At 52.7% G+C, this 14,927-nt stretch carries 11 protein-coding genes; all 11 read right to left on the bottom strand.

The features are described from left to right. Positions 1-4 precede the first annotated feature (4 nt). On the bottom strand, positions 5-1,006 hold the full coding sequence (locus M2395_RS11445; protein ID WP_041116927.1) for a GDP-L-fucose synthase: 1,002 nt from the start codon (positions 1,004-1,006) through the stop codon (positions 5-7). Positions 1,007-1,893: 887 nt separating this feature from the next. Then, positions 1,894-2,625 carry an SGNH hydrolase domain-containing protein gene (locus tag M2395_RS11440; protein ID WP_227454143.1) on the bottom strand — a complete coding sequence of 244 codons (732 nt, stop codon included), beginning with the start codon at positions 2,623-2,625 and terminating at the stop codon, positions 1,894-1,896. Continuing rightward, on the bottom strand, positions 2,555-3,775 hold the full coding sequence (locus M2395_RS11435) for an acyltransferase (protein ID WP_227454142.1): 1,221 nt from the start codon (positions 3,773-3,775) through the stop codon (positions 2,555-2,557). Before M2395_RS11435 ends, M2395_RS11440 begins: the two co-directional genes overlap by 71 nt. Positions 3,776-3,959: 184 nt before the next feature. After that, positions 3,960-5,095 (bottom strand): IS3 family transposase gene (locus tag M2395_RS11430; protein WP_217438339.1). Its coding sequence is split into 2 segments (ribosomal slippage): positions 3,960-4,855 and positions 4,855-5,095, totalling 1,137 coding nucleotides; the frame shifts between segments, so codons are not numbered across the junction. Positions 5,096-5,359: 264 nt separating this feature from the next. Further along, on the bottom strand, positions 5,360-7,792 hold the full coding sequence (locus M2395_RS11425; protein WP_123430282.1) for a hypothetical protein: 2,433 nt from the start codon (positions 7,790-7,792) through the stop codon (positions 5,360-5,362). Between the two features lie 25 nt (positions 7,793-7,817). Continuing rightward, on the bottom strand, positions 7,818-8,207 hold the full coding sequence (locus M2395_RS11420) for a GtrA family protein (protein WP_123430283.1): 390 nt from the start codon (positions 8,205-8,207) through the stop codon (positions 7,818-7,820). Then, a complete protein-coding gene (locus tag M2395_RS11415; RefSeq protein ID WP_015634799.1) occupies positions 8,204-8,932 on the bottom strand; it encodes a class I SAM-dependent methyltransferase in 729 nt (242 codons plus the stop codon). The genes M2395_RS11420 and M2395_RS11415 overlap by 4 nt, the downstream gene beginning before the upstream one ends. After that, on the bottom strand, positions 8,929-9,906 hold the full coding sequence (locus tag M2395_RS11410; RefSeq protein WP_015634800.1) for a glycosyltransferase family 2 protein: 978 nt from the start codon (positions 9,904-9,906) through the stop codon (positions 8,929-8,931). Before M2395_RS11410 ends, M2395_RS11415 begins: the two co-directional genes overlap by 4 nt. 39 nt (positions 9,907-9,945) lie before the next feature. After that, on the bottom strand, positions 9,946-10,926 hold the full coding sequence (galE, locus tag M2395_RS11405; protein ID WP_041752059.1) for a UDP-glucose 4-epimerase GalE: 981 nt from the start codon (positions 10,924-10,926) through the stop codon (positions 9,946-9,948). 141 nt (positions 10,927-11,067) lie between these two features. Beyond that, positions 11,068-11,856 (bottom strand): CPBP family intramembrane glutamic endopeptidase, encoded by a 789-nt coding sequence (locus M2395_RS11400; protein WP_015634802.1) that lies wholly within the window; start codon positions 11,854-11,856, stop codon positions 11,068-11,070. A gap of 176 nt (positions 11,857-12,032) precedes the next feature. Continuing rightward, positions 12,033-14,774, bottom strand: a complete 2,742-nt coding sequence (gene acnA, locus M2395_RS11395) for an aconitate hydratase AcnA (RefSeq protein WP_011060249.1) — start codon at positions 14,772-14,774, stop codon at positions 12,033-12,035. Positions 14,775-14,927 lie beyond the last annotated feature (153 nt).

Here is a 14,927-nt window from a genome sequence, read left to right as displayed (position 1 = left end):
TGCATCAGATGTCGATACGTGCGTCCGGGGTCGGCGACTCAAGCAAGTTCAAGAAGTCCTCGTAGGCGCTTTTGAGCCCTGTTTTTTCATCAATTTTAGGTTTCCATCCAAGCGCTCTAATCTTGCTGCTATCCAGTAGCTTGCGGATAGTGCCATTTGGTTTGTTCGTGTCGTAAACGATTTTTCCCTCATAGCCGACGACCTCCGCAATCATCGCAGCAAGGTCGGCGATGGCGATATCGTGATTACAGCCGATGTTGTAGAGGTCGTCAGTGGTTGGCGCGAGCATTACGCACTTCATTGCGTCGGCAAGGTCGTCAACATGCAGGAGTTCGCGTCGTGGAGTGCCATCGCCCCAAACGACGAACTCTTTCTGCTGCAGGACTTTGGCCGCATGCGTACGACGGAGAATTCCCGCAACGACATGGCTGTGTTGAGAGTGGTAATTGTCGCCGGGGCCATAAAGATTTGGCGGGATAACGGAGACGAAGTCACAGCCATATTGTTTGCGGTAGGCCCGGCACATTTCAATGCCAGCAATTTTGCTGACAGCGTACGCGCGGATACTATCTTCCAAAGGTCCAGTGAGTAGCGTCTCTTCGGTAATAGGTTGTGCTGCATTTTTGGGATAGGTGCAGTTGGTGGCGACAAAGAGTAATTTTTTGGTCCCGAACTTGTGAGCGCCAGAGATGACGTTCGTTTGAATCATCAAGTTGTCGTAAATGAAAGATGCAGGCAGCGTTGCGTTGGCATGAATACCGCCGACCTTGGCGCCGACATGAAAGATATAGTCCGGGCGGTGCTCTGCCATCCAATCGTATACAGCAGCCTGGTTGGTAAGATCCAAATCGGCCCTAGACGTCAGCAGTAGTTGGGCATCCTCGTCTTTAAAGTTCCGGACTACAGCAGAGCCAAGCATTCCTTTGTGCCCTGTAATCCAAACTTTTTTTCCGGCGAAGTGTGGTACGGAACCCTGTACTGATGCCTTGACGCTTGTTGCAGACATTTGATCATCCTAATTATTTGGAAAGCTTCGCAAATTCACCTTCACCCTGCATCCGTTCGTCCTGCGCCGCCATCAAGGTAAGTTATCGGTACCCTGCGCAGCGTGCGGTCAAGCAAGCCTTTTTGCCCCACGTACAACACACTCATTTCAGAAGGGGAGCTCAGGTCGAAAGTCGCCTTTATTAATCCCTGCACGGTAATTGCGCGCTCCGTTTTCTGTTGTCCACTCTGGTCGGAGGACTGTGGGTTTGTATCCTGTCAAAGTGCCATTCGGTAAACTTGGGTTGATGGCTATTTGCCCACTTTGTATCGTTCACCGGCGACCTACTTTTATCAAAACCAAGACATTAGCTCATCTCGCGCTGCCTAGAGGGTCTGTATGGGGGAAGGGTAACAGTGAGGTCGGCTTTGGCAACCGCCTCTTCCTGTAGCCCTTCTGCAGAGGTGCTGCGTTACATCGGCGATGTTACCACGTCGTATTTTTTTTTCCTCCCCGACAAGGGCATTGGCACATTTTGCCCACTGACGCGGCACTGACCGCTGATCGAGTTGGGGTGAGTCCAGTGGACGCTGCATCGTAAACGTTAACCTTCTGACATTGCTCTGCAAAAGGCCATGTTTGTTCAGGTAAAGACACAGCGTGAGCCAGACAAGTTCAGATTGTCAGTGTCAAATATCAGGTCGTAGTCGCGTGATGGATTTTCTTTGATCATGGGCGCGCCAGGTGTTCGTTGGGAGATACCCCCACAGGTCTGCCCGAAACTGAGGAGGCTCTCGATAGTCCGGGCTGGGCCTGCGGTAACGTGGTCAGATATCTCACACGAACATCCTGTTCGCCACTGGATACTTTTGCGATGACTGAAGTCGTATTGATAACGTATTGGGGCGTTAATTTACGATCAACGGTGTTATTTCCTTGGCGTATAGACCTGATCCTTCTGGTGTCAGGTGCACGATGTCATAGATCAGGGGTTTTTCATCGGGAGATGCCATTGGGCAGGACCCGTTAGGGCATACCGCTTTTGTCAGTGATACATAAGCAATACGGTTGTGATGAGAGACCACCTCACTGACGGCAGCCTCGGACCGTTGCATGACCTCCCAATCAACATCATTTGACGAGTTGAAGTTGAACATCTTGCCTTTTATCCTATCAATCATGATCAAGGGAACGCTGCGTTTGAAAAGTGGCGCTTCACCTATTACAACCACTTTAGTCAAGTTCAAGGTGTCTACTTTATCCAGCGTTCGATCTAAGGACGCCATGTATTCGGGCGATATCGGCCAGCCGGCAGTAATGATTAGAATATCGGGTCGAGCGGCCTCGATTTTTTTTAAGAATATTTCGTTTGCATTCTTGCAGTAAGGGCGTGCCGGCATATCCATGCCTAGAATCGGAGCGCATGCTGAGGCCGTTAACTGCCCAAGTGAGATGTTATGTTCGCCAAGTGTTTTACGTAGCCCCATATAGAGGTGTGCGGCATGACTGTCTCCCCAAAGAAGCGCCGTTTTATTTTTTCCAGAGGGCACACAACGTAGGAGGTCCGTTTTAGCGGGATCTTGATCCGGGTCTAGAAAACATTCCCCCGCTTGATAATCCTTGGTTGGATTGTAGGACATCGTCGTAAGCACTTGATCGATTCGACTTTGGGAAGATGAGGGGAAGCCGTGTTTGTGTGAGACGAACACATCCTGTGGCTACCACTAGGCAAAGAGACATAGATGCGACTGACAAGATGTGTGCAGGCGTCCTTTGCTTTTTTGCGTAACGGAAAGTTTGCTCAATCAGTTTGTAATTTAACCAAGCTAAAAGAATGGCCATTGCAAAAATCACCAGTGCGGCGATCTCTTTGTCTGCATTAGGGAATGCGCGTTTGGCGAATACAATCAAAGGCCAGTGAACGAGATACAGGGAGTACGATATTTTTCCCACGAATACCATCGGTCGGGAGCCCAAGAGCATCGACATCCTGTCGTCTTGCTCGCCAGCCATGATAATGAGCGCTGCGCCTAAGCACGGTAGGGCTGCGGCGATTCCAGGGAACGGGGTTTGACTATTGTAGAAGAATATTGGGTAAGCCAATCCGGCCATGCCCAGCGCAAACAGGCATAGCGAGATTATCGGAGGTTTTTTTAGGTGTAGCGCGGGAAGTGCAATCAAACTCCCGATAAGAAGCTCGAATGCACGAAACGGCAGAAGATAAAACGACGCGGTTGGGTTTGTAGAGAGTAATTGCTGCGAGAAAAACAACGATACAGCCAGCATGATAACGATGGTTGCGGGTATCAACCGTTTTGAAAGTTTCGAAAGTCCCAGGATGATTAACGGGAAGAAGATATAGAATTGCTCCTCGATACCAAGTGACCAAAGGTGCAGAAGCGGAATCTCATCCGCGGAGGGCGAAAAATAATTGAGGGTGGCATAGAAGTAGATGTTTGCGGAGAAAAGCGCTGAGGCGATAGCGGATTTTGCGTAGTTTGCAAGTTCACTTGGATACAGTAGGCAATAGGCGGCAATCGATGTTGTGACTATCACCGACAGAAAGGCAGGCAGGATCCGGCGTGCTCGTCTTACGTAGAAATTCGCGATGGAGAATGAGTCGTTGCTAGTCTCTGCGTAGATAATCTTCGAAATAAGGTAGCCAGAAATCACGAAAAATATGTCGACCCCGACAAATCCGCCAGGAAGTAATCCGACATTCAAATGGAAAATCACCACACTCAGGACGGCTATCGCCCGGAGTCCATCAATATCTGAACGGTACTTCATGTCTTGGAAAAACCCTTGTGGTTACTCAGTTTATGGGGGGGATTCTAACCGTGAAAATGACTTTTTTGATCTGTTTTTCGTTCCGGATTCGGAATTAGGATGGATTAACCAAATTCTGCACGGAGTAGTTTTCGCCACAAAAAATGATGTGGACTGCCCCCGCCCTCATAGACATTTTCCAGCTTCAAAGTGAGGCACTTTCGAAGGCCTCAGGACTGACGCCGCCCAGGTAACTGTGACGACGCGTTCGGTTGTAAAACGCTTCAATGTAATCGAATACGTCGGCACGGGCCATGTCACGGGTTTTGTAGATCCTCTTGCGAATGCGTTCTTTTTTCAGGCTGCTGAAAAAAGACTCCGCCACGGCATTGTCCCAGCAGTTTCCTCGGCGGCTCAGACTCGGCTCTAGGTGGTTGGCCAAACAAAAACGTTTCCAGTCATCGCTGCCATATTGGCTACCCTGATCCGAATGCACGATGACTCTGGTTTTGGGTTTACGGCGCCATACCGCCATGAGCAGTGCATCCAATGCAAGCTCCTTGCCCAGCGTTGGCTTCATTGACCAGCCGACCACTTTGCGAGCATACAGATCCAGTACGACGGCCAGATATAACCAGCCCTGCCACGTCCGGATGTAAGTGATATCGGTCACCCAAGCCTTATTAGGGGCATCGACAGTGAACGCCCGGTTGAGTCGATTGGGGGCAATGATCGATGGCCGCCCTTTGATTGCGCGCGGGGCTTTATAGCCTCTGAGCGCCTTGATTTTATTGGTGCGCATCAGTGCCGCGACACGGTGCTTGCCGCAACTTTCTCCAGCCTCGCGCAAGTCAGCAAACACCCTCCGTGCACCATACACACCTCGACTGGCCGCATAGGAGTCGCGGATCAGCCCTAACAGCCGACCATTCTCTTTTTCTCGATCAGAAACAGGCTTGTGTAGCCATTGATAGAACCCGGCACGAGCAACTTGCAAAACCCGACACAGCGTAGTGATCGCGTATTGATGTCGGTGCTCGTTCATAAAGCGGTATTTCACTCGGGTTCCCTGGCGAAGTACCGCGCTGCCTTTTTTAAGATGTCGCGCTCTTCTTCCAAGCGTCGCATTTGGGCTCGCAGCCGTAAAATCTCGCTTTTGGCTTCGAGCAGTTCGCTGGCCTGTTTCTCGGTTTTGTCAGGCGTCACGGCTTTGACCCATTTGTAGAGGCTGTGGGTCGAAACGCCGAGGCGCTCGGCTGTTTCCGCAACGGAGTATCCGCGCTCAATGACTTGCCTCACGGCTTCTGCCTTGAATTCCGGCGTGAATCGTTGGGTGCTCATAAACTTCCTCCTATGCTCAAAGCATAGGCTGGAGATGTCTACGGTGTCGGGGGCAGTCCAATTTCATTCTCGGGAGGCCGTGAGCAATAGGAGCAACCGTTAGGAGGTGGTTCTCCCCAGAGTGCGAAACTTTATCACATGAGTAATCGTGAGCACTGCTGCTTACTCTACCCGGCTCTGATCCCGTGGGGGGGGGCAGGGCCGGGCTTTACTCGGGTCGAAAGGCAGCACTGGTTGATGGCCGTTAGGTCATAACGCTAGCCATCAAAGCGGGACAGTGCAGCTGACGTTAGAGAACCAGGCGCTACCATCCTGTACCAGAGCGAATCGTAACTGCGGCGATTCGCCTTTGTTAATACTCGGTAACTTAAGAGCGCTGAGAGGCACTGTTAGCGTCTCGCTTTCACCGGGCCGAAGAATGCGATTGCTCGGCGCACGATATCCGTTGTCCCATTGAGTGACTGTTCCATCTGTCTTTTCAATGTGGTATCCGATCCTTATCGGAAGCGGCCCAGCTCCCATGCTCCAGTTGAAATCACTTTTATTGGTTAAAGTCAGTTTTAACGAAAGGTCTTTATTTGAAGATGCTCCTCCTTCTAGCGTACAGGTGAGGTTGCCTTTCATGACGTCGAACGGGGTTATCGCAGTGTCCCCCGCTCCCCTCGTTAATACGGATCCATCCAGAAATAATTCTGAGTGAGTTTTGTTGTTAACTGTAACTGGAACGTCGCCGGAATAGGTGGTTACAAAAGCGCTGAAGGTGTTTCCGTTGACCAGTACAGGATAGCTGTTTCTATTGGATGCCTCTTTTGAAAGTATCTCTATAGAGTTAATATTTTTGTAGTCGGGGGTGTAGTGGATCAAGTATCCCGGGTTGTGCAGCAGCGCGTAAGAAAAATTACCTTTACCCTCGATGAGTTGGTAGTTGAGGGTTTGAAGAGTTTGGCGGATCTCTGAATATTCTTCGTTTTTAAGAACGCTTCGGTCAATTACGATGGATTTAAATCCTAAGGCTTCAATCTCGGTTAGTTGTTGCGCAAAGGGAAGTTTGGATATTCTATAATTCCAGTCATCTGCCGGGCTGTTCTTTGCGCCACCGTTGCTCCAGTGAAGGGTATGTGAGTTGAGATAAAGACGAATGTGGGAAAAGGAACCCCAGCCATAATAAGGACTCTCTCGTAAATATTGAGAATAGGGATACTGATAGACCATAGAGCCTTTCGGGACGGACTTTTCCAGAGAGCTAACAAATTCTCGCTCGGCTATAAATTGATCTGCAACAAACTGACTCCTACCATTCGACGTAGTGGGGATCTGATCAACCAGTGCTGCCATCGTAATCGCAATAATAAGCGCGGATGCGAGTTTTTGACGATTTTTTCCCTTGCTGTCGCGCCATTTGTCAATGAGTTGGGCTCCAAACAATAAGAGAAAGAAAGTCAGTAGTACGCCAAAACGGTCATAGGCGCGGATGGTAGGAAATATTAATGCGACAATAGTGCCAATGCCTCCAAAGATATTGCACAAGAGCGAAAAGAGAATTAACGGCAATAGTGCGTCGGTCAGACTTAATTGTTGGCCGGGTATTACAGGGTGGCTGGTTCTTCTCAATATAGGGAGAGCTAGCGATATTAGTGCGATCGCAAGAAAAAAGGAAACTAAAAGACCAAGAGCGACTGTTACGGCGTTTGCATATTTTCTTGCCGCATTGTTGCTGTTTAGCATTTTTTGCCCGATATCACCTATTATCGGTATTGTATTTTGGGGGTTGGGTGCGAGGAGTTGTTTGAGGCTTGTACTGTACACCTCCGCCTCGAAAGGTTGCTTTATTAGTACTGGGTCTTCTGTTGTGCCTGTGGGGAAATACTCACTATGATGATTTTTTTTGTAATTATACAAAGGTAGTTGTAATAGTACTGATACAATCACTAGTAGCAGGATGTAAGTAATGGCTGGAGTCATTAGTATGGGTTTTCGCCACCCTACTAACACTGCGCGGGAGCCAGCAACGAAACCAAGAATCAGTAGTGTAAAAAAAGCGTAGTAGCCATCAGATAATGCGATTAATAATACGAAAAGCGCACCGAGTAAAAAAGAACGATTGGTTATAAGATTTTTCGGGTTTGTTAAAAGGATATGATCGAATTTCCCCTGTAAGGTCCATATGGCAGAAACAATGGCAAGAGGGACGATAAAATAATTCGGTATAAATGAATAGATTAGAAAATTTATTCTAAAGGTGGTAAATGCAAACAGGAAGGCCACGCATATTCCGCAGAGTCTGGATATGTTAAGCAGTCTACAGGCGATAAAGGAGGTGAGGGCAATTAAGGAAAAATTTAGTAGGTAGTAAAACTGTTGAAGAAAGATTGGGTCTTTGATAAAAAAATTTAAACCCAGCATGATGACTGAGTGCAATGCGCTGGTCTGTGCGGCGGCATTGTGATGCCAGCTTGCAACTTCTGGTGCTCCTAGGAATGGATTGCTAAGTACCCATCCCGTATCGGTTAATACTTTCGTCAGGGTCAATTGCCATATGTCATCCCCATTCCCGTATATCATAGGGATCGACATGTCCCAATGGTTAAGCCCTAGAACATAGTAGCCTAACACCATCGGTAGAATTATCAGAAGGCCAATGTAAATTCCCAGTTTTTTTAGTAATGGCTTTTTGTTTTGGCGCAATGCTTCTTGCATCCTAGAATGTACCTTGTGTTGTTTTTTAACTTGCGTTATTTTTGAAGATGAATAATTTGCAGGTGATGAACATGACGGTGCTGTAAATTACTATTCCACAGAGTTGCGCAATGTAAGGATTTATTTTTAGGGCGTTTAACGCGAGTAACACTCCGGCTGCGTTCAATAAATAGGCGATAATGGCGCACAGTATATATTTAGGAAGCGAGTGCCTCGCAGGGTTCGTGCTTTTAAATGTCCAGATGCTATTCAGGGTAAAGCTAATGGCCAAGCCTACGGCATAACCCACAGCATTAGCCGTCAGTGGGCCGAGGGATGTAAAGTACATGATTGCATAGATAGCGGCCAAACCTGTCAGCGTGTTTAACACGCCGACAAGTAAGAATTTCATCGTCTGAATGGCCAGTGCAATCATTCTGGCGCTCGCGCAGACATACGGTACTGAGCACCCAGTGCGAGCCAATTCAACTTCCGCTCCAGCGGGCGCAGATAGCTCAAGAAGGCCGGAAAGAAAAGTTTGTAGTCAACGCTGGGTTTTGCCCAGCCACCGGCAGTTGCGCGTTTCGCCATAGTCCGCCCCAGAATCAGTTTTGCGTTTACATCAAGGGGGCAGGTGTTCACCGCTTTTACGGTCAGTGGATTCAGCGGGTTATGCTCATATATCGTTAGAATTCCTCCTGGTTTGGTGATGCGTAGCAACTCCTTTAACCAGTGATCATGGTCTTCGTGCGGTATATGGTGAAAGACGCAAGCTGTGAATACGATATCCTGGCTGTGTGTAGGCAAAGGGATAGTGTTTTCAATCTGTACGTATCTTTCGTCACCGGGGAATCTGATTTTTGCGATTTCAATACTGCGAGATGAGACATCCCCGCAAGTAATCGCACTGCCAGGGAAATATTTTCTGAAGAAGGGTAATGAGTTTCCGATACCGCTGCCGAAGTCAAAAACAGAGGCCGAGGGCAGTTTTTGATCTGCTACTAGCGCTGCCAAGTCTGCAATTTTGTATTCAGAAAAAAACTCCGGGTTTTCGCCGGTAATTGCGACGTTCTCTTTATGCTGATCATGGTACTCGTCAGCAAGTAGATCGAATTCGGCACGTACGCGTTGATCTTTATCCGGGTTGATATTATCGCTCAATTCGATGTCTCCTTGTTGGGCTCCGTTTTGATCTCCTTGTCCAGAGATGAGACTATCTCTTGAATAATAAACAAAGGTCGGCCTTTGGTTTCTATATAGAGTCTTCCCAAATACTCTCCCATGACACCAGCAACAAATAACTGCATGCTGCCCAGCGCCAGCATGATCACTGCCAGGGATGTCCATCCTTCTACACTGTTGCCTGTGAAGTAGTGAAGCAACACATAACCCAATAGCAGTACTGTGGCCGCCCCGAAGCCAATGCCTAAATACGATGCCATGCGCAAAGGGCGTACAGAGAATCCGGTGATTGCATCTATTGCAAACTTAATCATCTTCGACAACGGGTACTTTGTTTCCCCGGCGAATCGTGCTGCGCGCTCATAGGGAAGGGCTTCTTGCTTAAGACCGATCCAACTGACCATTCCGCGAATAAAGCGATGATGCTCAGGCATTCCGTTCAGCAAGTCGACGGCTCGACGACTCATCAGGCGGAAGTCCCCGGTATCTGCAGGGATGTCGATGTCTACCATCCGGTTAAGCATGCGATAGAAGAAGTGAGCCGAAGCCTTTTTGAACATCGTCTCGCCGTCGCGTTTAATCCGCTGGCCGTAGACAACGTCGCATCCGTGGTCCATTCGTTCCATCATTTTTGATAGCAGTTCTGGAGGATCCTGAAGGTCGGCGTCGAGGATGAAAACCCGATTGCCCCGACAGAGTTGCAAGCCGGCTGACAATGCAAGTTGATGACCATGGTTGCGTGAGAGATTGATGGCAACCACGCGGCGATCAATTTGCGACAGATCCTGCATGATTTTCCACGTTGAATCCCTGGATCCATCATTGATCAGGACGAGTTCGTAGTCATCGTTAAGTTGCTCTGTACAGACGGCGGTAACTCGTCGGTGCAACTCGAGAATCCCGTCTTCCTCGTTATAACAAGGAATGACTACAGATAATGTTGGCCCTGCCATTGATTCATCCTTAATTCTGAAAAGATTGCGTCATTTGCGTTACATGGACGAATGCCATGCATAGGCATGGGCAATGATATCGTCTAGAGCAGGGTAACGTGGGGTCCAGTTCAAAGCCTTCCTTGCCTGTGCGGAGTCCGCGACGAGCACTGATGGGTCGCCCATGCGCCTGGCTACAAACTCATGAGGAACTGCCTGGCGAGTGATTCGTTGCACGCTATTCAGAACATCTTTAACGCTATAGCCGGCGCCGTTCCCCAGGTTCAGCTTCAGGGAGTCGCCCTGATTTCGCAAATGATTCAATGCCGACAGGTGGGCGGCGGCTATGTCGCAGACGTGAATGTAGTCGCGCACGCATGTGCCATCGGCAGTTGAATAGTCATCGCCAAAAATTTTCAGCGAAGGGCCGTTGCCCAGGGCGGCATTGATTGCCAAAGGTATCAAGTGCGTTTCCGGCTCATGGCGCTCGCCTAGCGAACCGTCTGGTTGAGCGCCTGCAGCGTTAAAGTACCGCAGGCACACGTGACGTATACCGTAGGCCTGTTCGTAATCAGGTAGAACCTGCTCGACTGCGAGCTTGGATCGGCCATAAGGATTTATCGGAACGGTTTGGTGAGCCTCGCAAATAGCGCCGTTGGTAGGGCTCCCAAAAATGGCCGCAGTAGATGAAAATATGAAGTTCTTGATCTGATGGTGCGCCATGCTCGCCAGCAAGGCGAGGGTCTTGCTCAGATTGTTCTCGTAATACTTCGCAGGCTGCAGGACCGATTCCCCCACTTGAATGTAGGAAGCAAAATGCATTACTGCGTCGATCTCATGTTCCTGAAAAATTTGCTCGAGGAGTTCGCGATTACCAGCGTCCCCGACAATAAGAGGCACGCTCTGAGGCACGGTGTCGGCAAACCCGGAACTCAGGTCGTCGAGCACGACGGCTCCCAAGCCCTCTTCAGTCAGCATTCTCACCATGTGAGAACCTATATAACCGGCGCCCCCAATAACCAGTACGTTTTTCGCCGTCACACCGCCTCTCCTTCGATGGCTTAGAGTCCGTTTTGCACATTCAATAAAATGGCGCTTGTTAATCCTTCTGACACTATATCAATCTTGGTGCGTGCCTGGGCCTTGCAGCATGCGCTTTGAACGTTTTTTGACGCTGCAGGTTCAAGCCAACATCGGATAAGTAAACAACCCAAAATGCAGCAAATTCAGCCCGAAATGCGTAACAACCGCGGCCCCCAACCCCCCGAACCGATACGCTAGTCCATACCCGACGCCAGCAATAGTCGCCAGCAACGTCCATTGCCATCCCGCACCTAAGTGCACCAACCCGAACAGCAACGCCGCCAAAAACAGCGCCAGATTCTCCCCATACGGCAACTGCTTGAACCGACGGCTTAACCCGCCCTGGATGTACCCGCGAAATAGCGCTTCCTCCACCAGCGTCACCAGAAGCAGGTTATTCAAAACCCATAGCCAAGCCTGTTCCGGCCACTTCGGCGCCCAACTGATGACGCCCAACAACGCAGCGCCGCCCAATGCGGCAATTGCCGTCAGGGTCAACGCCAGCGCCATGGCACAGATCGACAGGCGCAGGGGGCGGCGTGCAACAATCCACGGGCATACCAGCAGCAGCCAGAAGCCGATCAGCGGCTTGTCCTGGTTCAGGTACAGGGAGAAGGGCACGGCATCGTCGGTGAAGCGTTGCGGGTCGATGGCCCGGCCATTGTAGAACCCAGGCAGCCAGTGCATGGCCAGGGCCAGGGCGAGCACCACGAACAGGCCGTGGCCCAGGTACTGGCCGACGCGGCTGCGTTGCTGGCGCACGGCAAAGCCGGCAGCCAACAGCAGCAAGATCGACAGGGCGGCCAGCAGGCCCAGTTGCCCGTAGCTCAGGGCCAGTGCGTAGCCAATGGAAAGAAGTGCCAGGTACATCCATGGCAGAGCAGTCATGGGGAATCCTTGTTGCGTAAGAATGGGTATTGCAGAGACGTAGTACTGCGCCGGATCTGTAGTCGCCATTGCGACCGGTGAGTCAGATTTGGCGGGGGCGCAGTATAACCGCCTCGTCCTGGCACGGCAGCCCAATGCAAAACACCGCCCGAAGGCGGTGTTTTTTTCAGGCAGCGTCAGGAGGCAATCAGTTGCCGCAGAACGTAGTGCAGGATCCCGCCGGACTTGAAGTATTCCACTTCATTCAAGGTGTCGATGCGGCACAGCACCTCGATCTTCTCCTGGCTGCCATCCTCACGGGTGATCACCAGGGTCAGGTTCATCCGCGGCGTCAGTTCCGTACCGCTGAGGCCGAGAATGTCCAGGGTTTCCTTGCCGGTCAGCTTCAGGCTCTTGCGATTCTGGTCCAGCTTGAACTGCAAGGGCAGGACGCCCATGCCCACCAGGTTGGAGCGGTGGATACGTTCGAAGCTTTCGGCGATCACTGCCTTGACTCCCAGCAGGTTGGTGCCTTTGGCCGCCCAGTCGCGGCTCGAACCGGTGCCGTATTCCTGGCCGGCGATCACCACCAGCGGCGTGCCGTCGGCCTGGTAGCGCATGGCTGCGTCATAGATCGCCAACTTCTCGCCGGTGGGAATGTACAAGGTGTTGCCACCTTCCTCGCCGCCGAGCATTTCGTTGCGAATGCGGATGTTGGCGAAGGTACCGCGCATCATCACTTCGTGGTTGCCGCGCCGTGAGCCGTAGGAGTTGAAGTCCCGTGGTTCCACGCCCTTGTCCCGCAGGTAGCGGCCAGCCGGGCTATCGGCCTTGATGTTGCCGGCCGGGGAGATGTGGTCGGTGGTCACCGAGTCCCCCAGCAGGGCCAGTACCCGGGCGCCGCTGACATCGGTGATCTGCGGCAGCGGGCCGGCGATGTCATCGAAGAACGGCGGGTGCTGGATATAGGTGGAGTCGTCCTGCCACACATAGGTGGCGGCCTGCGGCACTTCGATGGCTTGCCACTGTGCATCCCCGGCGAACACTTCGGCGTACTCCTTGTGGAACATCCGAGTGTTGACCTGGGCCACGGCGTCGGCGATCTCCTTGCTGCTGGGCCAGATGTCCCGCAGGTACACCGGCTGGCCGTCCTTGCCCTGGCCCAGAGGCTCGCTGCTGATGTCGATGCGCACCGTGCCCGCCAGGGCATAGGCCACGACCAGGGGCGGCGAGGCCAGCCAGTTGGTTTTCACCAGTGGATGCACCCGGCCCTCGAAGTTGCGGTTGCCCGACAGCACCGAGGCCACGCTGAGGTCGGCCTGCTGGATGGCTTTCTCGATCGGCTCCTGCAGCGGGCCGGAGTTGCCGATGCAGGTGGTGCAGCCGTAGCCCACCAGATCGAAGCCCAGTTGGTCCAGGTAAGGCGTCAGGCCGGCAGCCTTGTAGTAGTCGGTCACCACCTTGGAACCTGGAGCCAGCGAGCTCTTGACCCAGGGTTTGCGTTGCAGGCCTTTTTCCACGGCCTTCTTCGCCACCAGGCCGGCGGCCATCATGACGCTGGGGTTGGAGGTGTTGGTGCAGGAGGTGATGGCCGCGATCACCACGGCACCGTTTTTCAAGCGATAGGTCTGGCCGTCGTACTGGTAGTCGGCTTCGCCCACCAGGTCCGCGTTGCCCACCGCCACACCACCGCCACCTTCGCTTTCCAGGCGGCCTTCTTCCTTGCTGGTGGGTTTGAACTGCAGGTCGAGGAAGTCAGTGAAAGCCTGGGCAACGTTGGGCAGTGCAACCCGGTCCTGCGGCCGTTTGGGGCCGGCGAGGCTGGCCTCCACGGTGCCCATGTCCAGCGCCAGGCTGTCGGTGAATACCGGCTCCTTGCCCGGCAGGCGCCACAGGCCCTGGGCCTTGCTGTAGGCCTCCACCAGTTTCACCAGTTCGTCGGGGCGCCCGGACAGTCGCAGGTAGTCCAGGGTGATGTCATCCACCGGGAAGAAGCCGCAGGTGGCGCCGTATTCCGGTGCCATGTTGGCGATGGTGGCACGGTCCGCCAGGGGCAGGTCGGCCAGGCCGTCACCGTAGAACTCGACGAATTTGCCGACCACGCCTTTCTTGCGCAGCATCTGGGTCACCGTCAGCACCAGGTCGGTGGCGGTGATGCCTTCCTTGAGCTTGCCGGTGAGCTTGAAGCCGATGACTTCGGGAATCAGCATCGACACCGGCTGGCCGAGCATCGCCGCCTCGGCTTCGATCCCGCCCACGCCCCAGCCCAGTACGCCAAGGCCATTGATCATGGTGGTGTGGGAGTCGGTGCCCACCAGGGTATCGGGGAAGGCGTAGGTGCGGCCGTCCTCGTCCTTGGTCCAGACCGTGCGCCCCAGGTATTCCAGGTTGACCTGATGGCAGATGCCGGTGCCCGGCGGTACCACGCTGAAGTTGTCGAAGGCGCTCTGGCCCCAGCGCAGGAAGGCATAGCGCTCGCCGTTGCGTTGCATCTCGATATCGACGTTCTGCTCGAAGGCGCTGCTGCTGGCGAACTTGTCCACCATCACCGAGTGGTCGATCACCAGGTCCACCGGTGACAGCGGGTTGATCCGCTGCGGATCGCCACCGGCCTTGGCCATGGCGGCGCGCATCGCGGCCAGGTCGACCACCGCCGGCACCCCGGTGAAGTCCTGCATCAGCACCCGTGCGGGGCGGTACTGGATCTCGCGGTCGGAGCGGCGCTCCTTGAGCCAGGCCGCGATGGCCTTGAGGTCGGCGCCGGTGACGGTCTTGTCGTCTTCCCAGCGCAACAGGTTTTCCAGCAGGACTTTCAGCGACATGGGCAGGGTGTCGATATCACCCAGGCTTCTGGCGGCGTCCGGCAGGCTGAAATAGTGATAAGTCTTGTCGTCGACTTTTAGGGTCTTAAGGGTTTTCAGGCTATCGAGGGATGGCATTGAATGACTCCTTGTGGCCCGCACGGCTACGGGCCTGTGATACGGACAGAGAGTTAACCTAGCTCTGTTTGGGGCTTATAGCTAATCACTGGACTGCTGGGCTCAGTCCAAGGTTCCGAACTCGGTTATCATGCGCCGGTTTTCGTGACAGGC

Source organism: Pseudomonas sp. BIGb0176 (assembly GCF_024810175.1).
Classification (GTDB): domain Bacteria; phylum Pseudomonadota; class Gammaproteobacteria; order Pseudomonadales; family Pseudomonadaceae; genus Aquipseudomonas; species Aquipseudomonas protegens.
Note: the sequence above shows the minus strand (reverse complement) of the source record. Positions and strands in the feature narration are given on the sequence as shown.

Coding starts and splice junctions, on each gene's coding strand:
- M2395_RS11445 (WP_041116927.1), bottom strand. CDS start 1,006: ATGTCTGCAACAAGCGTCAAGGCATCAGTACAGGGTTCCGTACCACAC.
- M2395_RS11440 (WP_227454143.1), bottom strand. CDS start 2,625: ATGTCCTACAATCCAACCAAGGATTATCAAGCGGGGGAATGTTTTCTA.
- M2395_RS11435 (WP_227454142.1), bottom strand. CDS start 3,775: ATGAAGTACCGTTCAGATATTGATGGACTCCGGGCGATAGCCGTCCTG.
- M2395_RS11425 (WP_123430282.1), bottom strand. CDS start 7,792: ATGCAAGAAGCATTGCGCCAAAACAAAAAGCCATTACTAAAAAAACTG.
- M2395_RS11420 (WP_123430283.1), bottom strand. CDS start 8,207: ATGATTGCACTGGCCATTCAGACGATGAAATTCTTACTTGTCGGCGTG.
- M2395_RS11410 (WP_015634800.1), bottom strand. CDS start 9,906: ATGGCAGGGCCAACATTATCTGTAGTCATTCCTTGTTATAACGAGGAA.
- M2395_RS11400 (WP_015634802.1), bottom strand. CDS start 11,856: ATGACTGCTCTGCCATGGATGTACCTGGCACTTCTTTCCATTGGCTAC.
- acnA (WP_011060249.1), bottom strand. CDS start 14,774: ATGCCATCCCTCGATAGCCTGAAAACCCTTAAGACCCTAAAAGTCGAC.